At 39.4% G+C, this 24,980-nt stretch carries 23 protein-coding genes, 1 tRNA gene and 2 pseudogenes; 9 read left to right on the top strand and 17 right to left on the bottom strand.

Annotation, left to right across the window (positions count from 1 at the left end; all coding sequences use genetic code 11):
* Nucleotides 1-361: 361 nt before the first annotated feature.
* From B9T25_RS06905 to B9T25_RS06895, 3 genes are all read right to left on the bottom strand, one after another.
* A complete protein-coding gene (locus B9T25_RS06905) occupies nt 362-676 on the bottom strand; it encodes an AzlD family protein (RefSeq protein WP_086187711.1) in 315 nt (104 codons plus the stop codon).
* On the bottom strand, nt 673-1,383 hold the full coding sequence (locus B9T25_RS06900; RefSeq protein ID WP_086187710.1) for an AzlC family ABC transporter permease: 711 nt from the start codon (nt 1,381-1,383) through the stop codon (nt 673-675). Before B9T25_RS06900 ends, B9T25_RS06905 begins: the two co-directional genes overlap by 4 nt.
* Nucleotides 1,384-2,061: 678 nt before the next feature.
* Nucleotides 2,062-2,466, bottom strand: coding sequence for a helix-turn-helix domain-containing protein (locus B9T25_RS06895; RefSeq protein ID WP_086187709.1), 405 nt, complete (start codon nt 2,464-2,466; stop codon nt 2,062-2,064).
* Between the two features lie 81 nt (nt 2,467-2,547).
* Here B9T25_RS06895 and B9T25_RS06890 point away from each other — a divergent pair, with 81 nt between their 5' ends.
* The 3 genes and pseudogenes from B9T25_RS06890 to B9T25_RS14655 all read left to right on the top strand — a co-directional run bounded on the left by B9T25_RS06890 (nt 2,548) and on the right by B9T25_RS14655 (nt 3,886).
* Complete coding sequence (locus tag B9T25_RS06890) at nt 2,548-3,039, top strand: DUF2938 domain-containing protein (protein ID WP_086187708.1); 492 nt, start codon at nt 2,548-2,550, stop codon at nt 3,037-3,039.
* Nucleotides 3,040-3,049: 10 nt separating this feature from the next.
* Nucleotides 3,050-3,622 (top strand): flavodoxin family protein, encoded by a 573-nt coding sequence (locus tag B9T25_RS06885; RefSeq protein ID WP_086187707.1) that lies wholly within the window; start codon nt 3,050-3,052, stop codon nt 3,620-3,622.
* A pseudogene (locus B9T25_RS14655) lies at nt 3,619-3,886 on the top strand (DUF2798 domain-containing protein). The gene B9T25_RS06885 and the pseudogene B9T25_RS14655 overlap by 4 nt, the downstream one beginning before the upstream one ends.
* 72 nt (nt 3,887-3,958) lie before the next feature.
* On the opposite strand, the pseudogene B9T25_RS06875 reads toward B9T25_RS14655, so the two are convergent.
* The 3 genes and pseudogenes from B9T25_RS06875 to B9T25_RS06865 all read right to left on the bottom strand — a co-directional run bounded on the left by B9T25_RS06875 (nt 3,959) and on the right by B9T25_RS06865 (nt 6,331).
* Nucleotides 3,959-4,650 (bottom strand): annotated as a pseudogene (locus B9T25_RS06875) (tyrosine-type recombinase/integrase).
* Between the two features lie 158 nt (nt 4,651-4,808).
* Nucleotides 4,809-4,884 (bottom strand) — tRNA-Arg (locus tag B9T25_RS06870).
* Between the two features lie 91 nt (nt 4,885-4,975).
* A complete protein-coding gene (locus tag B9T25_RS06865; RefSeq protein WP_086187706.1) occupies nt 4,976-6,331 on the bottom strand; it encodes an amino acid permease in 1,356 nt (451 codons plus the stop codon).
* A gap of 333 nt (nt 6,332-6,664) precedes the next feature.
* On the opposite strand from B9T25_RS06865, the gene prpF reads away from it, so the two are divergent.
* Both prpF and B9T25_RS06855 read left to right on the top strand, forming a co-directional pair.
* Nucleotides 6,665-7,855: a 2-methylaconitate cis-trans isomerase PrpF gene (prpF, locus tag B9T25_RS06860; RefSeq protein WP_086187705.1), complete on the top strand. Its 1,191-nt coding sequence runs from the start codon at nt 6,665-6,667 to the stop codon at nt 7,853-7,855.
* 231 nt (nt 7,856-8,086) lie between these two features.
* The gene (locus B9T25_RS06855; protein WP_086187704.1) at nt 8,087-8,995 is read left to right on the top strand and encodes a polyprenyl synthetase family protein; all 909 of its coding nucleotides are present in this window, start codon (nt 8,087-8,089) and stop codon (nt 8,993-8,995) included.
* A gap of 79 nt (nt 8,996-9,074) precedes the next feature.
* On the opposite strand, the gene putP is transcribed toward B9T25_RS06855, so the two are convergent.
* The 5 genes from putP to B9T25_RS06830 form a co-directional block, all read right to left on the bottom strand.
* Nucleotides 9,075-10,565, bottom strand: coding sequence for a sodium/proline symporter PutP (gene putP / locus B9T25_RS06850; RefSeq protein WP_086187703.1), 1,491 nt, complete (start codon nt 10,563-10,565; stop codon nt 9,075-9,077).
* Between the two features lie 182 nt (nt 10,566-10,747).
* Entirely contained in the window at nt 10,748-11,602 is an 855-nt protein-coding gene (locus B9T25_RS06845) for an SPFH domain-containing protein (protein ID WP_086187702.1), read from the bottom strand.
* 9 nt (nt 11,603-11,611) lie between these two features.
* The gene (locus B9T25_RS06840) at nt 11,612-12,088 is read right to left on the bottom strand and encodes an NfeD family protein (protein ID WP_086187701.1); all 477 of its coding nucleotides are present in this window, start codon (nt 12,086-12,088) and stop codon (nt 11,612-11,614) included.
* A gap of 98 nt (nt 12,089-12,186) precedes the next feature.
* Nucleotides 12,187-13,104, bottom strand: coding sequence for a patatin-like phospholipase family protein (locus B9T25_RS06835; protein ID WP_086187700.1), 918 nt, complete (start codon nt 13,102-13,104; stop codon nt 12,187-12,189).
* A gap of 69 nt (nt 13,105-13,173) precedes the next feature.
* Nucleotides 13,174-13,797, bottom strand: coding sequence for a lysophospholipid acyltransferase family protein (locus tag B9T25_RS06830; protein WP_086187699.1), 624 nt, complete (start codon nt 13,795-13,797; stop codon nt 13,174-13,176).
* 146 nt (nt 13,798-13,943) lie between these two features.
* Between B9T25_RS06830 and B9T25_RS06825 the strand changes: the two genes are divergently transcribed.
* The 3 genes from B9T25_RS06825 to B9T25_RS06815 all read left to right on the top strand — a co-directional run bounded on the left by B9T25_RS06825 (nt 13,944) and on the right by B9T25_RS06815 (nt 17,615).
* The gene (locus B9T25_RS06825) at nt 13,944-15,191 is read left to right on the top strand and encodes an MFS transporter (RefSeq protein WP_086187698.1); all 1,248 of its coding nucleotides are present in this window, start codon (nt 13,944-13,946) and stop codon (nt 15,189-15,191) included.
* Between the two features lie 259 nt (nt 15,192-15,450).
* Nucleotides 15,451-16,557 carry a porin gene (locus tag B9T25_RS06820; protein WP_086187697.1) on the top strand — a complete coding sequence of 369 codons (1,107 nt, stop codon included), beginning with the start codon at nt 15,451-15,453 and terminating at the stop codon, nt 16,555-16,557.
* A 371-nt stretch (nt 16,558-16,928) separates the two neighbouring features.
* Nucleotides 16,929-17,615, top strand: a complete 687-nt coding sequence (locus tag B9T25_RS06815) for an HAD family hydrolase (protein WP_086187696.1) — start codon at nt 16,929-16,931, stop codon at nt 17,613-17,615.
* Between the two features lie 114 nt (nt 17,616-17,729).
* Here B9T25_RS06815 and B9T25_RS06810 read toward each other — a convergent pair whose 3' ends face one another.
* The 6 genes from B9T25_RS06810 to B9T25_RS06785 all read right to left on the bottom strand — a co-directional run bounded on the left by B9T25_RS06810 (nt 17,730) and on the right by B9T25_RS06785 (nt 23,538).
* Nucleotides 17,730-18,917 (bottom strand): ammonium transporter, encoded by a 1,188-nt coding sequence (locus B9T25_RS06810; protein WP_086187695.1) that lies wholly within the window; start codon nt 18,915-18,917, stop codon nt 17,730-17,732.
* 653 nt (nt 18,918-19,570) lie between these two features.
* On the bottom strand, nt 19,571-20,296 hold the full coding sequence (locus B9T25_RS06805) for an amino acid ABC transporter ATP-binding protein (protein WP_171262745.1): 726 nt from the start codon (nt 20,294-20,296) through the stop codon (nt 19,571-19,573).
* A gap of 14 nt (nt 20,297-20,310) precedes the next feature.
* Nucleotides 20,311-20,994: an ABC transporter permease subunit gene (locus B9T25_RS06800; RefSeq protein ID WP_086187693.1), complete on the bottom strand. Its 684-nt coding sequence runs from the start codon at nt 20,992-20,994 to the stop codon at nt 20,311-20,313.
* Nucleotides 20,994-21,737 (bottom strand): amino acid ABC transporter permease, encoded by a 744-nt coding sequence (locus B9T25_RS06795; protein WP_086187692.1) that lies wholly within the window; start codon nt 21,735-21,737, stop codon nt 20,994-20,996. The genes B9T25_RS06800 and B9T25_RS06795 overlap by 1 nt, the downstream gene beginning before the upstream one ends.
* Before the next feature lie 69 nt (nt 21,738-21,806).
* Nucleotides 21,807-22,748 (bottom strand): transporter substrate-binding domain-containing protein, encoded by a 942-nt coding sequence (locus B9T25_RS06790; RefSeq protein ID WP_086187691.1) that lies wholly within the window; start codon nt 22,746-22,748, stop codon nt 21,807-21,809.
* 310 nt (nt 22,749-23,058) lie between these two features.
* Nucleotides 23,059-23,538 carry a hypothetical protein gene (locus B9T25_RS06785; protein WP_228146859.1) on the bottom strand — a complete coding sequence of 160 codons (480 nt, stop codon included), beginning with the start codon at nt 23,536-23,538 and terminating at the stop codon, nt 23,059-23,061.
* 228 nt (nt 23,539-23,766) lie between these two features.
* Here B9T25_RS06785 and B9T25_RS06780 point away from each other — a divergent pair, with 228 nt between their 5' ends.
* Nucleotides 23,767-24,828 carry a molecular chaperone DnaJ gene (locus B9T25_RS06780; RefSeq protein ID WP_086187690.1) on the top strand — a complete coding sequence of 354 codons (1,062 nt, stop codon included), beginning with the start codon at nt 23,767-23,769 and terminating at the stop codon, nt 24,826-24,828.
* Nucleotides 24,829-24,980: the final 152 nt, after the last annotated feature.

Below are 24,980 nucleotides of genomic sequence, written 5' to 3'. Positions count from 1 at the left end.
GTTCCTCACCTTAAACTTCTCATGCAAGAACAGCGTAAAATTTTAAAACCCAAGTTCGATAGGGCCATGAAATTTTTGGTATTAAGCTTAGCTCATATGGAATTACTGATTAGACTCGTCCGAACGGAGGATATTTATTAGTTTGAATGTGATTTCTGGTACGGCAAAAATAGTTAACTTGCAAGACAAGCAGGTATTACTTTTTCAACTCTGAGGTTCTGTTTCCCATACTGCATGGATACTGAAGATGCTCAACTTAGAATTGCACTGTCATATCCAGAGTCAGACGAATTAAAGCAAATGAGTTAGCGCTAAATGTTTTGTGGAGATAGATTATAAATGTCTTGAGCTATCTATCCTTTCATGCAAAATATTGACGGAATAATGCTGCTGCCAATATTCCTGCTGCAATCGCCAACAGTGGTTTTTTAACCAATAGCATAATGATTAATGTCGTGAGTAGTGCTAAACGAGCGCCATTATCACCTTCAACAGCAATAGGTGCCAAAAGTGCAACCAGCACAGATCCAGACATTGCATTAATGAATCGTTGCACACGATCACTAATAGGAACATATGACATAATCAGAACACCACCCCAACGAGTGGCTAATGTCACAACGGCCATAATCAAAATAATAATCAATGGATAAGTGGTGCTAATTTCTAGATTCATGCCTGTTTCTCTTTCCAGAAAATTCCTACGATTCCGCCAAATAAGGCACCCACAACGACATGACTATTTTCTGGTAAGTACCAATGAGCCAATAATGAACTACAGGCTGCGATTGCCCAGATAACTAATATTCTGAGATTTTTTTGTCCACCTCCAACCATTGCGAGTAGAAAACAAGCCATGACCATATCTAATCCTAGCAATGCAGGATTATGAATGACATTACCAAAATAGAAACCAAGCCCTGTGCCTAAAATCCATGCGAGCCAAAGGGCAATTCCTCCGCCAAATAATAGTCCCATCCCTGATTCACCACGATTAAATGCTTGTAGTGAGAGTGCCCAATTTGCATCAGAAATAACCAGCAAGATACTGTATCTTTTGATGGGTGGGAGGTGACGTAGCCAAGGATAAAGAGATGCGCCCATTAAAAGGTGCCGGGCATTGATAAAGAAAACCGTGATAATCAAGGGAATGAGTGATACTTGCTCTCCCCATAGTTCTAAAGTAGCAAATTGAGATGCCCCTGCAAAAACAAAGGTACTCATTAACATGATGGAGTTATTATCTAATCCAGCTTGAGTTGCAGCTAAACCGAAAGCAGCTCCAAAAATCACAACAAAACATGAAATTGGAAGGAGGCTTTTAAAGCCCGACCAAACTTGGGAATGGCCTAAGCTGTAAATATCTTGGTCAGCATTCGACAAAATAATTTCCTTATCTTTTAAAATTTGCTGGTGAGTTATATACCTAATAATAGCTGATGAAGATTAGGAGATTTTTCACTTATTTCTTAATAAATTATGCGCTTAGAAAGTTAGAATGAACAGCGTATAATTCTTGCATATACTATTTGAAAATCGATTACTTAAAGGTAATCCATTATGAACGACCAAAGGGAAGGGAGTCAGAAGTTGCTAAATGGGCAAAGATGGCTAGGGCTGTATATAATCATGAAGGTAGTAAGGCAGTAAAAAAGAACCTAAAATAATGATGCTAGACAATCTTAGAACAAGATGAATGGCATGAAAAATGCGTATACTGCGATAGCTAATGCCGCATAAAGTATGATGCAGAGCGTAGAGCCACGCACCTCAATTCTAAGTATAAAATAGGCTGAAGTTCCTGCAGTTACTCGAACAAGCTCCTTAGCTTCCTCATTTACACCAGCTAAGATTAGTACTCAGATAGAGCCGGCCAAAGAATATCTAACTTCTCCGAGCCCTCAGCAAGTTATTGTTGTTAATTAAAATGTAAGCGATTGATTATGGCTCATGCAATAACAGGCGGTTTAGGAATGGGGGATACGTGGACTGGGTAATTGGTGGAGGATAATGTTAAGTTTTAGCCCATAAATAAAACTAGATCTCATCCAAGAAATATCACTAAAGTTTAGTTGGCTGATATTCGCCTGCAATCGCAGCAGTTAGGAAACTTTGAAAGGTTGGGCATTGCATATGATTTTCAGCGGGGCAGACTGCGGCGTGTCTGAGTCCTTCGCTGATGAAATATAAGCGTCGCGTCATCTGCTCGATTTGCTCTGCTTTATCATTCAGCATTTTTCGATCTAGCTCAGGTTGACCATCTTGCCCAAACATCGTGGCAATCTCATTCAAAGAAAAACCCGCTGCCTGTCCCAATGCAATCAATGCCAATTGATCCAGTACCTGTTTTGCATATTGACGACGTAAACCCTGTCGGCCAATAGATTTGATCAGCCCTTTTTCTTCATAAAATCGTAAGGTCGATGTCGCAACCTTTGCTTTTTTTGCAACTTCACCAATATCCATAAATACCTCTTGACTTCAAGTTGACTTGAACTTGCACAATCAATCTATCAGGTTTTGTTTGGAAAAGATCAAGGTGATGAAATGAATATTTTTAAATTACTACTTTACATTTTGAGTCTAGGGATCGGTGCAACACTAATCATGGATATTTGGTTATTCATATTAAAAAGACTGAATATCCCCACCTTAAATTTTGCATTCCTTGGTCGGTGGATGGGATGGATTTTCCACGGCAAGATCACCCACGAGTCAATTGCACGAAGTCCTGAGATTCAACATGAATATGTATTGGGCTGGATTGCTCATTACAGTGTAGGGATCCTATTCGCATTTAGTTTCATCTTCATCATCGGGGATACTTGGTTGCTGCAACCTCAATTTTATTCAGCCTTATTATTTGGGGTCATTACCGTGCTAATCCCTTTCTTCATCATGCAACCTGCAATGGGGGCTGGCTTTGCATCCTCCAAAACACCAAAACCGCTACTCAACTGCCTTAAAAGTTTGATCAATCACAGTATCTTCGGGTGTGGTTTATTCCTCACCGCTGAATTATTAAATCTTTTTAATTGAGGACTAAATCATGAAATCAATTGCCATTATTTATCATAGCCGTCAAGGACATACCCAATTTATTGCTCAACAAATTCAAATCGGAGCAGCAAAGATTGAGAATATGAATATTGATTTATTCACCGCAGAACAATTGATGTCTCAACCTGAATTACTAAACCAATATGATGGTTTAATTTGGGGGACACCCACCTATCTAGGTGGTGTCTCTGGAACCTTAAAACAATTCATGGATGCTACAGGTCCCTTATGGAAGAAACAGAGCTTTAAAGGAAAACTAGCAGCTGGATTTACCGTCTCATCACTCCCCGCTGGTGATAAGCAATCAACACTTATTTCACTTTTCACCTTTTGTATGCAACACGGTATGATATGGGTGGGAAATCCTATTTTACCTGAACAACATCAAGGGGTTCCTTATACGCAAGCGGCTAATCGATTGGGTTCTTGGTCGGGATTAATGGCACAAGCTGAACATGCGAGTGCGGCAGATGCTTTTGATTTAGGTGATATTAAAACAGCGCAATTATTTGGGAAAAATTTTGCATCGAGCCTAAATGCATATCAAGGAGTGGTTGCGTGAAGACTGTGAATCTTTTATTTCCATTCATTTTTCTTGCATGATGTCATTTCTGATCTCAGGTATTACTACATTAAAGACCATTGGTTTCATCGACATCTTGTTTTGATGAGGATGTCAGCGTGGATCATCGCATGGATGTTTGCATTTCCAAGTGTATTGGTTTGCGCACCCATTGCTTATATTCTTATATCACTTTCATTTAAAAGTGATAAGTTTTGGAAGATTATATCTAACAGTTTTGTGGGGGGCCGCACAAATGCTTAAAAAAATGTTCCTTGTAACATGGCCAGTAGGGGGCTATCCATTTTTAATTTCTTCACAGTAATCAGCCCATTTCTACATTATTAATTTATCTTCTCTAAATGCTTGGTTCTGTTGTAAGCACGACCATGTATGTCTTTTACTTGATGAGCCAGTTGTTGCTCAATCAATTCAATTGGAAACTCAAGAACCTCTTCTAATATTGTACGTGCTGAAGAACGAAAACCATGTCCACATGCTTGCACTTGTGTAGCGTAATATCTGACCACATTTAACTTTAACTTTTTTGGCTGTCTCTTGTTTTTCATAAATATGACAAATCTTAAGAATATCCGTTGGTTTAATTTCATGAACAGGAATTTGACCAATATGTTGATTGATGACTTCTAACAAACTTTGCTGACGCTCTAAGCGTAGATTCGGCAAAGTCTTGTTTATTCATCTATTCCTTAGCGAGTTCTCCAAAAATATTCTTATTTGCATTAAATATCTCATTCTTAATTCTTTTCTAGATGTGGATCGATATTTTGAGCAAGTAGTGTGCGAGCTTCTTCTCGTTTGATTCGTGCTTGAGCTAAGGACACATTCGGATAAGAACCAAAACTCAGTGAGTTACGTTTCTTGGTGTAAGGACGTGAATAATCGAATCACCAGTTTTGGAAACGATTAAAAATAAACCTACCGTCCGAAAGCTTTTGAACTTTTGCAAGGTCTGCTTTTATAGTCTTAATCTTTGTATTTGTCAGTGGTATAACGATTTTTGGCATTTTTACGGTAATATATCTTACCGTAAAAATTACCGCAAAAAATATAAACTCTAATAGGGTTCTATAGATCAATTTAGATGGTGTTTTTGTCAGTTTATTGATTTTACTGTTATTTATCTGTTGGTGTAGATCGGGAAAGTTAAATATAAACCATAATATGGTGCGCCCTGCGGGAGTCGAACCCGCGTCGGTCACTTAGGAGGCAACTGCTCTATCCAGTTAAGCTAAGGGCACAATGCGCAGCTAATTTAGCGTAAATATGAAGAAAAAAAAAGCTATTGTCGAAACAATAACTTTTTAAAAGACAGATCTTTATCATTTTTGCTTAAGATTTATTCAGCTTCAATATTTTAAATAAACCTAGCATCACAACGATCCATATCGGAATCATCAATACTGATTCTTTAAAGCCTTGCATCCACATAATATAAAGCACGGTTGCAATAAAAATTAGCACTAAATAATTACTGATTGGTGCCCAAAGTGCAGGGAATTTGGTTTGAATCGATGCTTGTTTAATCGCTTGTCTAAATTTCAAGTGAGTTAAGCTAATCATGGCCCAGTTTAGTACTAATGCACCCACTACGACATACATCAAGTGACTTAGGGCATCTTCTGGAACAAAGTAGTTTAACAGTACACAGCCAAAAATTAATAAAGCTGAGAATAAAACAGCAGGGATAGGTACCCCTTGTTTATTCACATTATTAAATATTTTAGGTGCATTGCCTTGTTGTGCTAAGCCATAAAGCATACGGCTATTGGCATACATACCGCTGTTATAAACAGAAAGCGCTGCAGTTAAAATAATAAAGTTCAATAAATGCGCTGCCCAGCCAATACCGAGTTGACTGAAAATCATCACAAACGGACTTTTATCTAGACCACCTAAGTCAAGCTGATTCCATGGCACCAATGCCAAAAGGATGGTCAGTGAACCAATGTAGAACAGTAGAATACGGAAAACTACTTGGTTAATGGCTTTCGGAATGGTTTTTTCAGGGTCTTTGGCTTCTGCAGCAGCCATACCAATTAGCTCAATACCACCAAAGGCGAACATGAGGAAGGCAAGCATATAGAATAAGCCTTCAAAACCATTCGGGAAGAAACCGCCATGTGCCCAAAGATTGGTAAATGAAGAAGTTGAACCAGCATCAGCGGTGAGGAGTAAATACAAACCGAAAACGATCATCGATACGATAGCCGTTACCTTAATGATAGACAGCCAAAATTCTGATTCACCATAGAATTTTACATTGCCGAGATTGACTAAAGTAATGACGATGAAAAAGAACAGTACGGAAGCCCATGCAGGAATAAAAGGCCACCAGTAATTAATATATTTTGCGACCGCAGTCAGCTCAGTCATTGCGACTAAAATATATAAGATCCAGTAATTCCAACCGGCTAAAAAGCCTGGGAACTTCCCCCAATATTTAAAGGCAAAATGGCTAAATGATCCTGCTACAGGCTCATGTACGATCATTTCACCCAGTTGACGCATGATTAAAAATGCAATCAAACCACCAATGGCATAACCCAAAATGATGGAAGGACCTGCAGATTGAATCACCTGTGCGGAACCTAAGAATAAGCCTGTACCAATAGCTCCGCCCATGGCGATGAGTTGGATATGACGGTTCTTTAAGCCACGCTGAAGTTGAGACGACTCTTTATTCAAATTATTTCAGCCCGACAATGGATAAGTGTTTCCGATTGTAATAGATCATGAAGAAATCGCATAGTAGCTCAAAATTGATGAAAAAAAGTTATTATTTATATAAAAGATAGTGTTTGGAAAACAACAAATAAAAAACATATGAATCAATATGTTAATTTTATTTAAATTATCGAATTGTAGGCTTTATTTGAAAACTGGACATTCACAAATGATGTTTTTTTATACTTAAGTCCTGTGGTCAATGCTTTTGCTTGAAAAAGCCCTATGATAAAAGAGATTAACATTATTTAAATGTTATTTAAAAAAATGATAAAGATGAAGGATAAATGAAAGATGAGTTTTGCTCCCCAAATCAAAATTCCAGCAACTTATATGCGTGGTGGTACCAGTAAAGGTGTTTTCTTTAAAGTTGATGACTTACCTGAAGCGGCGCAGCAGGCTGGGCAAATTCGTGATCAGTTGTTGTTACGTGTGATAGGTAGTCCAGATCCATATGGTAAGCAAATTGATGGTATGGGTGGAGCAAGTTCAAGTACCAGTAAAACGGTGATTTTAGCGAAAAGTACACAGCCCAACCATGATGTGGATTATTTGTTTGGTCAGGTTGCGATTGATCAACCTTTTGTCGATTGGAGTGGAAATTGTGGCAATTTAACGGCTGCGGTCGGTTCATTTGCCATTTCCAATGGCTTGGTCAGTGCAGAGCGTATTCCTGAAAATGGCATCTGTACGGTTCGCATTTGGCAAGCCAATATTCAAAAAACCATTATTGCCCATGTGCCGATTACCCATGGACAAGTCCAAGAAACTGGCGATTTTGAACTTGATGGTGTGACTTTCCCCGCAGCAGAAGTTCAGATTGAGTTTCTAGATCCTGCGGATGATGGTGAAGATGGCAGCGCAATGTTCCCAACAGGCAATGTGGTCGATACGTTTGAAGTGCCAAATATCGGTACTTTCCAAGCCACTTTTATTAATGCCGGTATTCCAACGATCTTTTTAAATGCTGAAGACATTGGCTATGCGGGTACAGAACTACAAGACGCCATCAATGCTGATGCACAAGCATTGGCTCGTTTTGAAACCATTCGTGCCTATGGTGCAAAACAGATGGGCTTAATCCAAGACATTTCCGAAGCTGAAAAACGTCAACATACGCCTAAAATTGCGTTTGTCTCTCAACCAAAATCTTATACATCATCGAGTGGTAAAGATATTCAAACAGGTGATGTGGACTTACTGGTACGTGCTTTGTCGATGGGTAAACTACACCATGCCATGATGGGAACCGCAGCGGTTGCCATTGGCACTGCTGCTGCCATTCCAGGAACATTGGTGAATTTGGCAGCAGGCGGTGGTGCACGTGAGGCAGTACGTTTTGGACATCCTTCGGGAACATTACGTGTTGGTGCACAAGCTATTCAGGAAAATGGACAATGGGTGGTAAAAAAGGCGGTGATGAGCCGTAGCGCACGAGTTTTGATGGAAGGTTGGGTTCGAATTCCAGAAGATAGTCTGAAATAGTGAACAAGATAGAGAATCTTGCGATAAAGCAGTATGATGACGCTTCGTGATTGTGAAATTGAGCTGCCAAACTGGCTGCTTAATACAATGACAAGTCAGCACTCTTGTGTATGATCAATCGCAAGTTCTCTGTCGATGATGACAAGAGCGCTGTATATTAGATTAAGCTAAATCTAGCTATATTTTTGATGATTTAGAGTTACTCAACAAAGCAAAGTATTCGAGGCGAATGTGTCATCTTTAACTGACGTACATGCAAATGTACTAACCCAAGCACAGCAACGTATTCAACAAGATTTATTGACGGCATTAGACGCATTTTCTATTCCAGAACCGCTCAAAGGCGCGGTGCATCATACCGTGATGCTCGGTGGTAAACGCATACGTCCAGCGCTTTGCTATGCAACGGCTGCGATCAAGCCAAATGCCCATTTTGCTGCGGTGCGTCGTGCAGCAGTTGCCATTGAAATGATCCATTGCTATTCATTGGCACATGATGATTTACCCTGCATGGATAATGATTTACTGCGCCGTGGTCAACCGACCTGTCATGTGGCTTTTGGTGAAGATACCGCCTTACTTGCAGGTGATATTTTACAGTCGATGGCATTTGAAATATTGGGCAGTCGTTTGTTTGATCAAGGGCCGGCAGTTGATTCTGCAATTGTGTTAAAACAGATGCAAATTTTGGCAACCGCCAGTTCGAAAATGGTTTGTGGTCAGGTGCTTGATTTACAAGCGGAAGGGCAGCATGTCAATCAACAGGCTTTGGAAAATATTCATCGTAATAAAACTGGCGCACTTATTTCTGCTGCGGTGATGATGGCTGCGGTCACCGTATTTGAGGGGACAGATCAGGCCATTCCGAAATTGCGCGAATATGCCCAAGCGATTGGACTGGCTTTCCAAGTACAAGATGATATCTTGGATATTATTTCCGATACAGAAGTTCTTGGAAAAACCGCAGGTAAAGATCAACAAGTCGAAAAATCGACTTATCCTGCCTTAATGGGTTTAGACAATGCACAAGCCTATGCCAAAGAGTTGCATGATCAGGCATTGAATGCTTTGGCTATTTTTGGTGACAATGCGCTAGAACTAAATCAAATTTCACAATTTTTATTGTCACGTAAAAGCTAAAAAGCATGTAAGTACAAAACTGAAGAACAAAAAAGAGGACATCAAGTCCTCTTTTTTATGGGCTTATTTTGATGTCAAACTATTGAGCATCTTTGTATAAGCGATCACCTTCATCGAAACGAGTGGTGATCTCCTCAGATGGAGCTTTACCCAATAAACTCACCACGACAATAGCAATAAGCGAACAAATAAAGCCTGGAATAATTTCATAAAGCCCTATGTCACTAAACATATTTTTCCATAGAATGACCACAATGGCACCGACTAGCATACCTATTAGTGCACCATTTAAAGTCATGCGACGCCAGAATAAGGAAAGAATAATCAGTGGGCCAAATGCAGCGCCAAAACCAGCCCAAGCATAAGAAACCAAGCCTAAAACTTTAGATTCAGGATTTCCTGCCATCCAAATCGCCAATAGTGCAATCAGTAACACCATTAAGCGGCCAATCCAGACCAGTTCCTTTTGTGAGGCATTTTTGCGTAAAAATGATTTGTAAAAATCTTCGGTTAAAGTACTTGAACAGACCAATAACTGGCAACTTAAAGTACTCATCACTGCGGCTAAAATTGCAGCCAAGACAATCCCTGCAATCCATGGATTAAACAGAATTTTGGTCAGTTCTATAAATACAGTTTCTGGATTTGCTGTTACTGCACCAGCAAGTTCTGGGTGTTGCTGGAAGTAAGCAATACCAAAGAAACCCGCAGCAACCGCACCACCTAGACAAAGGATCATCCAAGTCATACCAATACGGCGTGCATTTGGAATAGATTTGACTGAATCTGCCGCCATAAAACGCACCAAAATATGCGGTTGACCAAAGTAGCCTAAACCCCAAGCCAATAATGAAATAATCGCCACAAAGCTTAAATCACCCATAACATTCATGGCTTGTGGGCGAGCCGCTTCAAGTGCCAAAGTCATTTGATTGATATCGGCAAAGCTTAACACCACAACGACAGGGGTGAGTAACAAAGCAAAAATCATTAAGCCCGCTTGAATGGTATCCGTCCAGCTGACCGCCAAGAAACCGCCAATAAATACATAGCTGATGGTGGCAATGGCGCTAATCCAAAGTGCTGTACTGTAAGACATGTCAAACATGCTTTCGAACAGACGCGCACCTGCAACCATGCCTGAAGCACAATAAATTGCAAAGAAAATCAAAATGATAAAAGCAGAAGCAATACGCAAGATTTTCTTTTGATCGTTAAAACGGTTCGAGAAGTAATCGGGCAAGGTTAAGGCATTGTGTTGCACTTCAGTATGAACACGTAAACGGCCAGCAACCAGTAGCCAGTTCAGCCATGCACCAATAATCAAGCCAATGGCAATCCACATTTCAGATAAACCTGAAAGATAAATGGCACCCGGCAGTCCCATAAGCAACCAACCGCTCATATCTGAAGCACCCGCAGAGAGCGCTGTGACGAAACTACCTAAACGTCGCCCCCCCAAAATGTAATCAGAGAAGTTGCTTGTCGCGCGATAAGCCATGAGGCCAATCACAATCATGGCGACAATATAAAAAAGAAAGGTAATTAAGGTCGGATTCAGGGAGCTCATACGGTATCCGTTTACAAGGTGGACAGTAGATCGAAACACAGGCTTTTAAATAAGAAGCACAAATAATTTCAAAAAATAACGCGAAATTTAATCATAATTTCACAATGATTGCTGAGTTTTTCGCAATTGAAATAAAAATAGACAGCAAAAGCTGTCTATTAGGTACAAAAAATCGGGAGCTCTTATGGATTACGACCCATGACACCACGAATGGTATTCATGATATCGGCAGGTAATACCACCGTTTTAGCATTGTTGGATTTAGCCATTTCTTGCATGGCTTTCACATATTGTTCACCGAGCAAGTAAGCAACAGGAACTTCTTTATCACCGACCGCGGAAGTGATCATTTCAATGGCACGTTGCGACGATTCTGCCAAGACCACTTGTGCTTCAGCATCACGACGTGAAGCCTCTAAACGACCATCTGCCTCTAAAATAGCTGCTTGTTTTTCACCATCTGCTTTGGTTACGGTCGCACGGCGCTGACGTTCAGCAGCAGCTTGTGCTTCCATCGCCGATTGCATGGTGCTTGATGGTTGAATATCCTGAATTTCTACGGTTTTGAGCGTAATACCCCAATCCGAAATATCATCAGAAATCGCTGCCTTAAGTTTTGCCTTAATGTGATCACGTGATGATAGTGCATCATCTAAATCCATTTCACCGACAATTGAGCGTAGTGAAGTTTGTACCAAATTTTGAATGGCCCACGTATAGTTTTCAATGCCGTAAACCGCTTTTTCTGGTGTGGTAATATTGACATATGCCATGGCATTCATGAGTAAAACGGCGTTATCACGGGTAATCACTTCTTGAGAGGGAATATCCATCACAATGTCTTTGGTAGTGACTTTATAAGCCACTTCATCTACATAAGGAATGACAAAATTTAGACCCGGTGTTAGGGTGGTATGGTATTTACCTAGACGTTGTACAATCCATTTATAACCTTGCGGAACAATGCGTACACCTTTAAAAATGGTAACACCTGCAAAAACCAAGATGGCTAAAACAATAATAGATCCACCAGACATGTTATTTCCTCACTTTATATTTTCATTATGTGAATTGTGTGGTTTAACCACGAGATCATTGCCGAGAATATCGACCACGCGTACACGATCACCCACCTGAACGGGTTCTAAAACACGGCAGTTCCATTCGTCAGAGCCCAAAACAGGCATCGGGAAACGTACCGTAATTAAATCGTGTTCCATATTGATTTGAATGACCATACCAACTTGACCAATGGTCGCTTCGCGAGATAAACCTGCTTTGGTTTTATCGGTTGAAAGTGGCTTAATAAATTTAAACCAAAGTAAAGTGCAAAGTATAGATAAGATAATCCACGTGACAAGCTGAGTCGTAAAGCCCATCATCGGGAACATCCAGAGTAAAACACCCACCATGATGGCTGCGATGCCAAACCATAGTGCAGCAAAAGCGGGTAGTACTAATTCAGAAAGAATGAGCAAAACACCCAATACAAACCAATGCCAAGGTTCGAAAGCAAATTCCATACATCTACTCGTGTATTGTTAAAATTGATATAGATAACCATGCGTCTATATCAATTTAGCAGATGAGTAAGTCTTTGAGTATTAAAAAAACATCTTTTTTAAATTTTGGCTTTTGGCGCAGGTTTGAACGCGGCTGGAGACCTTTTAAAATCGGTAATCACTTTTTCAATGGCGCGGATTTTCAGTTGAGTGGCTTTTTCACCTTCAAGGATGGACTGATTACTGGCTTTTAAATCCAAAGTCCCTAAATGTCCTACTTTGGGTTGAATCACAATCGTAGCTTGACTCAGTTCTTCATTAATACTTTGTTGTCCCATAATATTAATGGTTTGATCCAGTAAGCCCCACATATTTAGTGGTTTGTCACCAACAGGACGGGCAGAAATATCGACTGCAATGACAATATCTGCACCCATTGCTTTAGCTGTTTTTACTGGAATTGGGCTGACTAAACCGCCATCCACATATTTGGTTCCACCAATCGTGGCAGGGACGAATACATTGGGGATACTGCATGATGCGCGAACGGCTTGCCCCGCATTACCTTTAATAAATTCAGCTTTACGTCCATTGTCTAAACGAGTAGCTACGGCTGCAAAACGAATGGGAAACTGTTCAATTGGTTTGTTGGCAATGTGCTTGTTGACATAGTTTTGCAATTTTTGACCTTGCACAATGCCTTGACTGTTTAAGGTTAAATCACGAATATCAGATTCTTTTAAGCTCAGGGCAATTTGTTGTAATTGGAATGGTGTTTTACCGCTGGCATAAATACTGCCGACAAAACTACCCGCACTGGTGCCTGTCACAATTTTCGGTTTAATGCCATGCGATTCTAAAACTTTAAGCACCCCAATATGGGCAAAACCTTTGGCACCACCGCCACCTAGAGCAATTGCAATCACGGGTTCGCGTGCTTTTATAGTGCTGGTTTGGGGTTGTGTTTTTACGGCTTTATCACAGCCCATCAGACTGAGTCCAAGTAGACCAATTAAAGAATATTGTACAAATTTCATAGTTGGAATTGGACATCAAATAGACAAAAAGTTGCGCGTATAACAGCAGATTATGGTTATTTTAACTAGCTATTTTTGTATACGATTTTGTAACGGTTTAGCTAACCAGTTCGGGTTTTTGGGAGAGAATTTACCGACATATAGACTCAAAATTTGTTCTAAATCATGTTCATAATCTCCAGTAGGTTTAAATACACCTAAGCAGTGAATGGTCTTGTGCGCATAATCAAACGAAAATATCACAATGGGGATATGCGCGCCCACAGCAATACGATAAAACCCACTTTTAATGGTCTCCGCCTGTTTACGTGTACCTTCAGGTGCCATACCGACCCAAATTTGATCTTGGCTATTAATGAAGTTGATAATTTGCTGGGTTAATCCGTGTTTGGCATTACGTTGTACTGGAATGACGCCAATCCATTTCAGTAAGGGTTTAAGTGGTGTGTTAAATAAAGTATGTTTGCCAAAAATGGTAATTTTAATGCCCAGTCCTAATAAAGCAGTAAACCCATGCCAAGCATCTATATTTGACGTATGTGGGGAAATAATCGCCACTGCTTTAGGCAAGTTTGGAAATTCACCCTCAAAATGCCAACCTTGAGCAAGAAATATGCTTTTAAAAATATTTCGAGTCAAACTGTGACCGCGCGAAGGCACCTGATCTGGTAATGTTGGGAAATATGCTGACATTGTTTTTATTGAACTTCCTGTCAAAAATTTATTGTGTTTTAACTATGTTAAGCTTTTGTAAAATAAGATTCATTGGCAAAATATAAAGCATACTTCTGCTGGTTTGATAACAATCATCAATCTAGATTTGATCATAAGGGCAGACTATGCCAAGTACACGTAATATTTATCTATTGTTGTTCTCTTTATATTGGGCACAAGGCTTACCTGTTGGCTTTATGACCCATGCTTTACCTGTGATTTTACGTGCACAAGGCGTTTCATTGGCACATATCGGTGGTTTTGGCTTATTGATGTTGCCATGGTCAATTAAAATTTTATGGGCACCTTTGGTCGATCATTTTGGTTATTCAGCCTTTGGACATTATCGGAGCTGGATTATTCCAACTCAGTTGTTGAGTGTGATTGTGCTCATTGGCTTATCTTTTTTACCCATACAGGCTTTAAATGAACCACTGTATTTGTTGGCTTTTTTTGTCGCTCTGCTCAGTATGAATTTAGTGGGTGCAACACAAGACATTGCTACCGATGGCTTGGCGGTGAATATTTTAAAAAACGAGCAGCAGCACTGGGGAAATACCTTTCAGGTGGTCGGTTCACGCTTAGGTTTTATTGTCGGTGGCGGTGCTATTTTATGGGCGCTGGATGGCTTGGATTGGCAAAATACTTTTTTAGTTTTGGCAGGACTTGTTCTATTAAACACATTACCCATTCTATGTTTTAAAGAACCGACACGCTTCAAAACTTCTCAGCACGTGGCCGATCAAGGCGTATTTAGCTGGAGCAAAGTCAAAGATTATGTGTCTTATTTTCATCAAACCCGTCATTTGGCTTTATGGTTAGTGGTACTGATGACCTTTAAAATTACCGATGGTTTGTCAGGGCCTTTACTGAAACCTTTAATGATTGATCTGGGGCTGACATTTTCACAAATTGGCATTTATGTGACCATGCTTGGCGCATTGGCTGCATTGATTGGGGCCGGTATTGCCGGAATTAGCCTGAAATATATGTCTCGTGCGAATGCACTATTGAGTTTTTCTGTATTGAAAATTTTGAGTTTAGTTGCCTACACGTGGTTAGCTTTTCAGTATGAAGCAAAACGCCATATAGAGACGTGGATCATTTATTTGATTAATGCCTTCGAAGATATGATTTCAGCCATGTTATTGGTCATTATGCTGACTTTAGTGATGCAATATAGCCGTAAACATTTGGCAGGCACAGATTTTACCTTTCAAGTCGCACTGCTGGCGACGGTCAGTGGGGGGCTTTATAGCCTGAGTGGCATATTCGGAGATCTATGGGGCTATGCTGACTATTTAACGGGTATAACCTTGTTAGCGCTGATTTGTTTATTGCCTATTCTTAAATGGAAAAAGAATATTTCATAATTTAATTGGTTTAATTTTAACGATGTTACATCACTCATCATCTGATTTTAAAAGATTGAAAAATAGTGGAAATATTTGGTTTTTAATTATTGAAAAATGATTCATTCAAGTGCGCTATTGTGTAAAAGCTGATTAATTCAATTTAATATGCATTAAAAATCTAATGATTAAATAAGATAAGTTAATAAAATTTAAATCATTTTTTTAAATATTTCTAAACAGTAACATCTGTTACAGAATAACTTAGGGGTATTTATAAATGAAAACTAAATTAGCAATCGCAATTGCTTTAAGTCTATTAGCAGGATCAACTTTTGCAGCACCGACCTTATATGGGGAAATCGACGCAAGTTTGGACTATTTACCAGAAGATAACGCGATCAAGTCCGACCGTGATGTTTGGGAAATTAGTTCCAATAGTTCTTTTATCGGGATTAAGGGTGAAGAAAAGCTCACTGAACGCTTAAATGCAGTTTATGCGATTGAATGGGCATTTAATGCCGATGGTGAAGGAAGTGACTGGGCGAAGCGGAACCGTTTTGTCGGTTTAAAAGATGCCAAATTGGGGACTTTAAAAGTAGGTGCACATGACACCCCATTAAAACAATTTTCAAGTGTAGTGGATACCTTTAATAACTATGTCGCGAATAAAGCCGATGTAAGTGGTATTTTGACGGGTGAAAACCGTGTCGCAAATGCTGTGGTTTACGAGTCACCTGCAATTGCATTGCCTACAGGTGCAATTAAAGTCAATGCATTATTGGCGACAGGTGAAGCAAGTGCGATTAAGTCTGACAATGGTGTAGTTAAAACAGCAGGTCGTGGTTTAGGTGATGCCTGGTCGGCTTCAGTGGCTTATGAAAGCCCTGTTGTTGTGGCAGGTGTTGCTTATGATAAAGCAATCCCAAGTAATTTCCTTGGACGTGGCTTCGTTAATGCTTCAGAGCCAGAAGTGACAGGTGGTTCATTGTTTGCAGCAGCAAATACCATGCGTGCTATTGCTCGGGTAAATTTACAGGGCGGTTTAGCGCTTAAAGCCTTGTATCAAACTTCTGAAGTGGAACAAGCCGAAGGCAATGCTGCGGGTTCAGAATTTATTGATGATGCTCAAGGTTGGTTAGTCTGTGCAGAATATAATTTTCCAACGGCTAAAGCGTGGACGGTAAAAGCCCAATATAGTCAAAATAGCACCAGTTTCAAAAATGCTACTGCGGATTTAGAAGCCAAGCAAATTTTTGCAGGTCTTGATTATGCTTTTACTAAACAAGTGAAAGCCTATGGTTATGCTGGTTATTTAACCCTTGAACGTGGCAATGCTGAAACCAAGCAACCTGTTGTGGGAACAGGTTTAGAATTTAAATTCTAAGCAATCACAATTTAAAATTTATAGAAAAGCGATGTTAGCATTTAGCATCGCTTTTCTTATTTAAGATTCCTTGTCCTAAATAAGTTGCTATTACTGAGCCAGAAATTCATGAGCAAGAAGCAGCCTTGATAAAGAGTGAAGCGTTGCTTATCGTACATAGAAAAGATCAATTGATTTTATTTGTGTTATTACAACAACAAAAACTTAATTGAGACTTAAGTGCTACCTGAATGGCTTTGCTAAAACTTGAGGAAAGTAGTGCTGCATTCGAGTTTTTTGTAGAGAGGCGTCATACGCATATTTAGGAAAAAGCATAATCAAAGATATTTTCAGTGCTACATTAGCCAGTAAAATTTGCGTAGATTTTTAAAATGACGATTCGTGCAGTTTTGTTTGATCTTGATAATACTTTAACGCATCGCGATCAAAGTATTGTGGCTTATAGTCAGCATTTGGCTGATCATTATCAACATCAATTACAGCATAGTGATATCAATCAAATTCAATCGATTATTCGCCGTATTGATCATGGTGGATACCCCAAAAAAGAGGACTTAACCCATCCGAGTATTGCTGCTTCTGTGGCTTATGCGTTACAGCAAGAATTGCAATGGAAAAACTTGCCCGATTTGGATGAGTTGTCGCAATTTTGGTTTCAGCAATTTGGATTGTCAGCAGTTGCAATGCAAGGCGCACAGAATCTATTAGAAGAGTTAAAAGGGCAGGGTTATAAACTTGCCGTGATTTCGAATGGTGGTCATGCAACACGGTTAAGCATTTTACAAGGTTTGGGGTTTAGTCATTATTTTGATGAAATTGTTAGTTCTGGCTTGCTCGGTATTAGCAAACCGAATGCTGAAATTTTTCTGCATACAAGCCGTCAATTAGGCATTTCTGCGCAACATTGTCTTTATATTGGTGATCATCCAATCAATGATATACAAGGTGCAACCGATGCTGGAATGAGTGCTGTCTGGTTGGACGGTTTTCATTACGCTGATGAACATTGGCCTATAAACAGGATTCAAAATTTAGCTGAAATTAAGCAATTTTTATAGACTTTATTTTCTGATCTTTATGCGCTTATTTTGATGTTTATGGCAATAGGTAGAGCATTGATAAAGGCAAAAAAAAACGACTCTTCCGAGTCGCGCTGAAAACCAAAATAGCATTTAAAACATAGCATCTTCTGAATTGGCTGAAACTTTATGGATCGATAAGTCTGCGCCACGGAATTCATCTTCTTGGGATAAACGAATACCCATGATGACTTTAAGTGTACCGTAAACAATGAAGCCACCAACAAGTGCAATACTGATAGCAAGAAGAGTGCCAATCAGTTGAGAAATCATGGAAATACCACCGAGTCCCCCCAGCCATTTTTGACCAAAAAGCCCAACAGCTAAGCCGCCAAATGTGCCGCATATGCCGTGTAGTGGCCAAACACCGAGTACATCATCAACTTTAAGTTTATTTTGGGTGTAGGTAAAGAGTTTTACAAAGATCATGCCTGCAACTGCTCCAATTATAAGCGCCCCAACAGGATGCACTACATCAGAACCTGCACAAATCGCTACTAAGCCTGCTAATGGACCATTATGTAAAAAGCCCGGGTCATTTTTACCCATAAAGTTTGCTGCAATGGTGCCACCAACCATCGCCATTAATGAATTGATAGCGACTAAACCTGAAATTGCATCAAGACGTTGTGCACTCATTACGTTAAAACCGAACCAACCGACGATTAAAATCCATGAGCCAAGTGCTAAGAAAGGAATGGACGAAGGTGGATGCGCACTCACACGACCATCTTTTTTATAGCGACCATGACGGGCACCGAGTAAAATCACAGCGACTAAGGCAATCCATCCCCCCATCGCATGCACCACGATAGAACCTGCAAAATCATGGAAACTGGCACCAAAAGTTGTTTCTAACCATTTTTGTAGTCCAAAGTTTCCATTCCATGCGATTCCTTCAAAGAAAGGGTAAATCAATGCCACCAACAACAACGTTGCAATTGCTTGGGAGCTCATTTTGGCACGTTCAGCAATACCACCTGAAATAATGGCAGGAATGGCAGCGGCAAAAGTCAGTAGAAAGAAACAGCGCATGAGGTCATAGCTATGATCTGCGGTTAAGGTTGACCCCATATGGAAAAAATGTTGTCCATACGCAATATAGTAGCCGACAAAAAAGTAAGCGATGGCAGAAAGGGCGAAATCCGTCAAAATTTTACTGAGCGCGTTGACTTGGTTTTTATGGCGCACAGTGCCGAGCTCTAAAAATGCAAAACCTGCATGCATGGCTAAAACTAAAATTGCACCAAGAAGGAGAAAGAGTAAATCGATGTTTTGCATTTTATGGCCCTGTTTTGGTGCTTTAAGTCACAAAAAAAGTTAAGTATAACGATGTGATCGTTTTCGTGAAGATATTTTGGAAAGGGAAATTTTGATTAAGCTCAGCTAAAAAATGATAAGACTCGATATAAAGCAAGACAGTGCACCATATTGGTGTGTATGCATTTTTTTGGAGCATTTACACTAGAGTGATATTTTTGTAATATGCTGAATATTAACAATAAAATACAAAAGTTTGGTTTGATTAAATTTAGTTTTTTTTAAAAGTCTGAATGACAGAGGTTGAGGGATTTTATTTAAAAGATAAAAATAATTAAAAAATGAGATGTAATCATGCATTTTGATGAGGCTGTTTTCGTGGTTTTTATCATCCATTATGGTGCATTTTGAAAATTATTTTTCTTTCTTAATTTAACTAAAAAAGAGGAAAACGATAAAAATCCAATTGTGAAATAATGGATTTTATAAAAGTATACTGTAATGAATGATTGAGAAAATGGGATATAAATACAATAACGACGTGTTTTTTAAGTTGAATGGGATATCCCAATCATCCATTTTGTAGAATCCAGTAATGTACTGTTTGCTTTCGAATAATGGAATCACAATAAAAAAGCAGACCTTTTGATCTGCTTTTTTGAATGCCCTTTGCTTTAATGCAAAATTTTATCTAGGAATTGCTGAGCACGTTCGCCACGTTGGCTATTAAAGAACTCATTCTTGGTACAATCTTCGACAATTTTCCCTTGGTCCATGAAGATCACCCGATTGGCAACCTGACGTGCAAAGCCCATTTCATGCGTCACACACATCATGGTCATACCTTCTTTGGCTAGACCGACCATCACATCGAGTACTTCGTTAATCATTTCAGGATCAAGAGCAGAAGTAGGCTCATCAAACAACATAGCAATCGGGTCCATACTTAAAGCACGGGCAATGGCAACACGCTGTTGTTGTCCACCTGAAAGTTGGGCAGGGAATTTATTGGCTTGAGCACTGAGCCCAACACGGTCTAAATAGGCTAAGCCTTTTTTATTGGCTTCTGCATCAGAACGCCCCAAGACTTTAATCTGGGCAATGGTTAAATTTTCAGTAATGGTTAAATGTGGAAACAGTTCAAAATGCTGAAACACCATACCCACACGGCTGCGCAATTGATTTAAATTGGTTTTCGGGTCTTTGATCGAAATACCATCGACCATGATATTGCCTTGCTGGATGGCTTCTAGACCGTTGACTGTTTTAATCAGGGTGGATTTTCCTGAACCAGAAGGACCACAGACCACCACAACTTCACCTTGGTGAATTTGCGTATTACACTCTGTGAGTACCTGAAATTTGTCGTACCATTTACTCACGTTCTGAATGTCGATCATCACTTTGTTATCATTCATACGTGTAACCTTCTTTGTAATTTTTTAACGGCATAGGTGGCCAAAACACTAATGGTGAAATAGACCAAACCTGCAAATAAAATGTATTGAGTGAGTAGTGACATGAGGTCGCCACGCACATAGTTGGTTCTAAAAAAGTCCAATAAACCAATCGCATAGACCATGGTTGAATCTTGGAACAAAATAATGGTTTGTTGTAACAGTAACGGTGTCATTTTACGAAAGGCTTGAGGCAAAATGATTAAGCGCATCGATTGCCCATAACTCATGCCTAATGCTGAAGCCGCAGCAGATTGCCCACGTGGAATAGACTGAATACCAGCACGGACAATTTCAGAAAAGTAAGCAGCTTCAAATAGCATAAATGCCACAATACTGGATACCAATGCAGTATCCATGGTCAGGTAGTTCCCTGTGATTGCAGTATACAAAAAAGGGACTGCAAAATAGAACCACATCAAGACCAAAAGCAGAGGAATGGAACGAAACAGATTCACATAGCCTTGTGCAATAAAATTTAGGGTTTTACTGGAAGATAAACGCATTAAAGCCAGTAGGGTACCAATGAAAATACCCCCAATGGTCGCAATGACCACGACTTTTAAAGTAATGCTGAAACCATGCCATAGCGCAGGTGCAGAATTTTGAAAATCATTAAAAAATGCAGTTAGCCATTCCATTATTTAGCTCCTGCAATTAAACCGGGTACATGCAAACGTTTTTCTAGCAAAGTCATTAAGGTAATTAAACAGACATTAATTGCAATGAAAATAAGGGTGACGAAGGTGTAAATTTCGATGGTATTTTGGGTGTATTCACTGATGGTTTTCATCTGTGAAATAATTTCAGCCACACCGACTAGTGATGCAACCGAGGTGTTTTTGACACAGTTGGTTAATTCTGAACTTAGGGGAGGCAAAATGGTGCGAAAAGACTGCGGCAAAATAACGTATCGGTAAAGTTGAGTGGTACTAAACCCCATTGCATAACCGGCATTAATCTGTCCTTGCGGTAAGGCTTCAATTCCTGTACGGACCTGTTCACAGACCCGTGCTGCGGTAAAGAGTCCAAGACCGACACTGGCAGAAATCAATGCTGTGGTGTTGGCACTTAAGTCATTAATCCACCAATCATGAATCCCGCTAGGTAAAAAGTTGGGAACCACATAAAACCAGATAAATAATTGAATTAGTAAGGGAACATTACGGAAAATAGTGACATAGGCTGTGCCAATGGTACGCGCAGTTTTATTGGGTAAAGTACGCATGATGCCGAGAATACTTCCGAGCACCATCGCAATGCTCCATGCCACAATGGCAATAACCAATAACCAACCGAGACCAATTAAAACCCAGCTTAAATAGGTGCTATCACCGACACCTGTGGATTGCCACAAAACGTCCCAATTCCAACTATAACTCATAGACACTCCCAATCAGCATCGGGCAAAGAATTCATTTTGCCTGATGCTGAATGTTGTTTTTTAAAATGATTATTGATCGCGATCATGCGGTGTACTGATCAGTGCTTTCAATTGTTCTGGCATTGGGAAGTTTAGGTTAATATTTTTTGGTGGAATTGGTTGTTGGAACCATTTTTCATATATTTTGTTGATTTCACCAGAGCTATAAGCCGCTTTGATGGCACCATCGACCACTTGTTTAAAGCCTGTGTCACCTTTACGTAACATACAGCCATAAATTTCGTGGATAGGTGCAGTACCGACGATCTCCCATTTAGCTGGATCTTTGGCTTTCGATTTTTCACCTGCAAGTAGAATATCATCCATCATAAATGCTGCGGCACGACCGTTTTGCAACATTAAGAAAGATTCAGCATGGTCTTTGGCAGAAATAATTTCGCCAATGCCTAACTCTTTTTCGTGCTGACGAATATAGCGCTCAGACGTTGTTCCTGCTGTGGTGACGAGTTTTTTACCTTTTAAGTCAGCAAAATCTTTTACACCTGAGTCTTTAGCCGTGAGTAGACGCGAACCGACTTCAAAATAACCCACAGAGAAATCAACTTGCTGCTGGCGTTCTTTATTGTTGGTGGTCGAACCGCACTCAAGGTCAACCGTTCCGTTTGAAACCAATGGAATTCGATTTTGACTGGTAACGAGGTTATAGCGCACTTTTAAATCTGGCATATTCAGATCTTTTTTCAGTGCTTCAACCACTTTCATTTGTAAGTCATGTGCATAGCCAACAGGTTGGGTTGGATTGTCAGCAATATAAGAGAACGGAATAGATGAGTCACGATGACCCAGTACAATTGTGCCCGACTTTTTAATTTTATCCAGTGTGCCAGAAGTGCTGGCATCTCCAGCAGGTTTTTCGCCCGATGCTGGTGCTTTATTATCGCTACAAGCACTGAGTCCAAGCATGAGCGCGCTTGCACAAAGTAGAGAGGTCATAGTGCGTTTCTGTGTCATGTATAAAACTCCATTTTGTGTTTTCCATTATCTTATGCTGTCATTGTTACTGGTGCAGCATCAATTAGCACCTGAATTAATTAGGCTTTTTGGTCTGTTTAAAAAAAACACATCAAATTTCATCTTAATCGAGTTTTGATTATCGGCTCAAGTGAAATTTTGACTGTTTTGTTAAGATTAACTATACAAATTATCCCGTTTTAGTTAGTGTTAGAATATACGACTAAAGTCCAAAGCAAGATTTGTGCCATTACATTTTACTGTAAATAAAAAATATTTTGAGCTGCCAATATGATTGTTTGGTTGTAGTTTAGGAATAATTGCTTTCTATTTTTTGAATGATCTGTGATGTGAACTGGTCAATTTTCTGTGCATGCTGAATTAAATTCTGTTGATGCTCAATCCATTTTTGTTCTGAAGGGCGCCTTAAATGTTGCGATAAAATTTCTTCGGAATGAAACAATTCAAAAGCCAGTTGGTTTAAGTGTTCATCGTAAATATTACTATGCACAAAAATATGCAGTTCTTTGGCAAAGACAGGAATTAAGTTTAAATATTCAGACTCTAATGTTTTGATGGTATCTATTTCACTTTTTTGTTGATGCTGAAACTCTTGAAGAAATGCAAAAGTGCTATTTCGAAGTTGGTAAAGCGTAGGCAGTAGGGTAATAAAAAACTTTTGTTTTTGGTTTTCCAGAGTTTGCTTTTCATATAAGCGTTGTTTACGGTCAAAATAAATGGGAACAGCAACCGCTACACATATTGCAATCACTGAACCTATAGCTTGCACCCAAGCGGCAAGTTACTGATTAAGAATAAGATTGGCTTGAGTAAGTGCCATATTTTCCTCATAGAATTTCTTGTTATATTGAGTCTAGTCTATGTTCAATTGGCACTTTAATGAAGGATAATTTTCTTCTTGCTAACAAAGCTTTGCAGATACTTTATAAAAGCATCATTAGCTTTGCGCTGATGGAATGTTATTATTGATATCGTTTTTCTTTTGCTTATTTTTTCTATGTCGTTCGATTTAAAACTCAGTGTGCAGCAAGACACGCAAAATTTATCACCACAACAAAAAAAGCTAAATCGGCTGATTGAGCAAATTGAACAGCAAAAAATACAACTGGCAGCGTGGCAAAAAGCCCAAGCCGAAATTCAGCAACAGGCACGTCAAACCCTTGTTCCCATCTATACCGAACTGCATGACATACTGTTTCAGCAGCTTGAACAGTTATGGAACAGCTTACAGCGTTATGAATTTTCGAAAGCGGATATTGCACAGTTGGATGATAAAATCCAAAATCTCACTGCAATTTTAAAAAGTTCCCAAGTGCTGTCAGAACAGAAAAGGCTGAAAGTGACTCAAATTGATAATTTTTATCAACAACATGCAGAACATAATCAAGCTAAAAAGAACAAGAAAAAGGCAACGGTTGAAAGTTATGATCCGACGGAAACCTATGAGCAGCACTCAAATGATGAACAAGCAGAGATTAATTTAGATAGCTATGAATATGATGAACAGCAACATGAAGTAGAGCGTGAACAACACAGGTTAAAGAGACAAAAACAAAAACGTGAGCAAGCGCAAAAAATAGCGGAGCAATCACTCAAAACAGTGTATTTAAAAATTGCCTCGATTATTCACCCTGACCGTGAGCAAGATGAACAGCTCAAAGTTGAAAAAACGGAGATGCTGCAACACGCCAACGCAGCTTATGAGCAGCAGGATTTATTTTATTTACTCAAATTGCAAATACAGGTAGAGCAGAATAGGAGCATGGCTCAAAAGGGTTTAAGCAATGAGCAAGTGAAGTTTTATAAACTGGCTTTGGATGCGCAAAAACAGCAGTTAGATGATCAAATTGATGACATTATTGAGTCATTGAATTGGACGAAACAAACAAAATCGAAAGCTCAAAAGTCCTCAAATCCAATACACATTGCGGATATGTATAAGAAGTTAGAAGCGGATTGTGCTGAATTAAAACAACAAGTGAAGTGGGAAAAAGAACGGCTTAAATATATGGGTAAGTTGAAAGGTTTGGAGATGTTGTTGGGGAGTGGTGTTTTGTGATCTTTAAAAGAGCCTCTTACTTGCATACTCAAAATATATTTTGAGTATGCTTATTACTTGCGCTTTGTTTTAAAGCAGTGCTTTAACACTTGTTTAGGAGAGGAAACTTCATTGCGTATCGAATAATTGTTTAAAGTTATAAAGAAAGCTCC

This window comes from Acinetobacter sp. ANC 4470, assembly GCF_002135335.1.
In the GTDB taxonomy this organism is placed as follows: Bacteria; Pseudomonadota; Gammaproteobacteria; order Pseudomonadales; family Moraxellaceae; genus Acinetobacter.
Note: the sequence above shows the minus strand (reverse complement) of the source record. Positions and strands in the feature narration are given on the sequence as shown.

What these genes read in the sequence shown, in the direction of transcription:
- putP (WP_086187703.1), bottom strand. Translation starts at nt 10,565, where the DNA reads ATGAGCTCCCTGAATCCGACCTTAATTACCTTTCTTTTTTATATTGTC.
- B9T25_RS06795 (WP_086187692.1), bottom strand. Translation starts at nt 21,737, where the DNA reads ATGAGTTATAGTTGGAATTGGGACGTTTTGTGGCAATCCACAGGTGTC.
- B9T25_RS06805 (WP_171262745.1), bottom strand. Translation starts at nt 20,296, where the DNA reads ATGATCGACATTCAGAACGTGAGTAAATGGTACGACAAATTTCAGGTA.
- B9T25_RS06905 (WP_086187711.1), bottom strand. Translation starts at nt 676, where the DNA reads ATGAATCTAGAAATTAGCACCACTTATCCATTGATTATTATTTTGATT.
- B9T25_RS06845 (WP_086187702.1), bottom strand. Translation starts at nt 11,602, where the DNA reads ATGTCTGGTGGATCTATTATTGTTTTAGCCATCTTGGTTTTTGCAGGT.
- B9T25_RS06830 (WP_086187699.1), bottom strand. Translation starts at nt 13,797, where the DNA reads ATGTCAGCATATTTCCCAACATTACCAGATCAGGTGCCTTCGCGCGGT.
- B9T25_RS06835 (WP_086187700.1), bottom strand. Translation starts at nt 13,104, where the DNA reads ATGAAATTTGTACAATATTCTTTAATTGGTCTACTTGGACTCAGTCTG.
- B9T25_RS06820 (WP_086187697.1), top strand. Translation starts at nt 15,451, where the DNA reads ATGAAAACTAAATTAGCAATCGCAATTGCTTTAAGTCTATTAGCAGGA.
- B9T25_RS06815 (WP_086187696.1), top strand. Translation starts at nt 16,929, where the DNA reads ATGACGATTCGTGCAGTTTTGTTTGATCTTGATAATACTTTAACGCAT.
- B9T25_RS06810 (WP_086187695.1), bottom strand. Translation starts at nt 18,917, where the DNA reads ATGCAAAACATCGATTTACTCTTTCTCCTTCTTGGTGCAATTTTAGTT.
- B9T25_RS06800 (WP_086187693.1), bottom strand. Translation starts at nt 20,994, where the DNA reads ATGGAATGGCTAACTGCATTTTTTAATGATTTTCAAAATTCTGCACCT.
- B9T25_RS06780 (WP_086187690.1), top strand. Translation starts at nt 23,767, where the DNA reads ATGTCGTTCGATTTAAAACTCAGTGTGCAGCAAGACACGCAAAATTTA.
- prpF (WP_086187705.1), top strand. Translation starts at nt 6,665, where the DNA reads ATGAGTTTTGCTCCCCAAATCAAAATTCCAGCAACTTATATGCGTGGT.
- B9T25_RS06895 (WP_086187709.1), bottom strand. Translation starts at nt 2,466, where the DNA reads ATGGATATTGGTGAAGTTGCAAAAAAAGCAAAGGTTGCGACATCGACC.
- B9T25_RS06890 (WP_086187708.1), top strand. Translation starts at nt 2,548, where the DNA reads ATGAATATTTTTAAATTACTACTTTACATTTTGAGTCTAGGGATCGGT.
- B9T25_RS06840 (WP_086187701.1), bottom strand. Translation starts at nt 12,088, where the DNA reads ATGGAATTTGCTTTCGAACCTTGGCATTGGTTTGTATTGGGTGTTTTG.
- B9T25_RS06790 (WP_086187691.1), bottom strand. Translation starts at nt 22,748, where the DNA reads ATGACACAGAAACGCACTATGACCTCTCTACTTTGTGCAAGCGCGCTC.
- B9T25_RS06885 (WP_086187707.1), top strand. Translation starts at nt 3,050, where the DNA reads ATGAAATCAATTGCCATTATTTATCATAGCCGTCAAGGACATACCCAA.
- B9T25_RS06825 (WP_086187698.1), top strand. Translation starts at nt 13,944, where the DNA reads ATGCCAAGTACACGTAATATTTATCTATTGTTGTTCTCTTTATATTGG.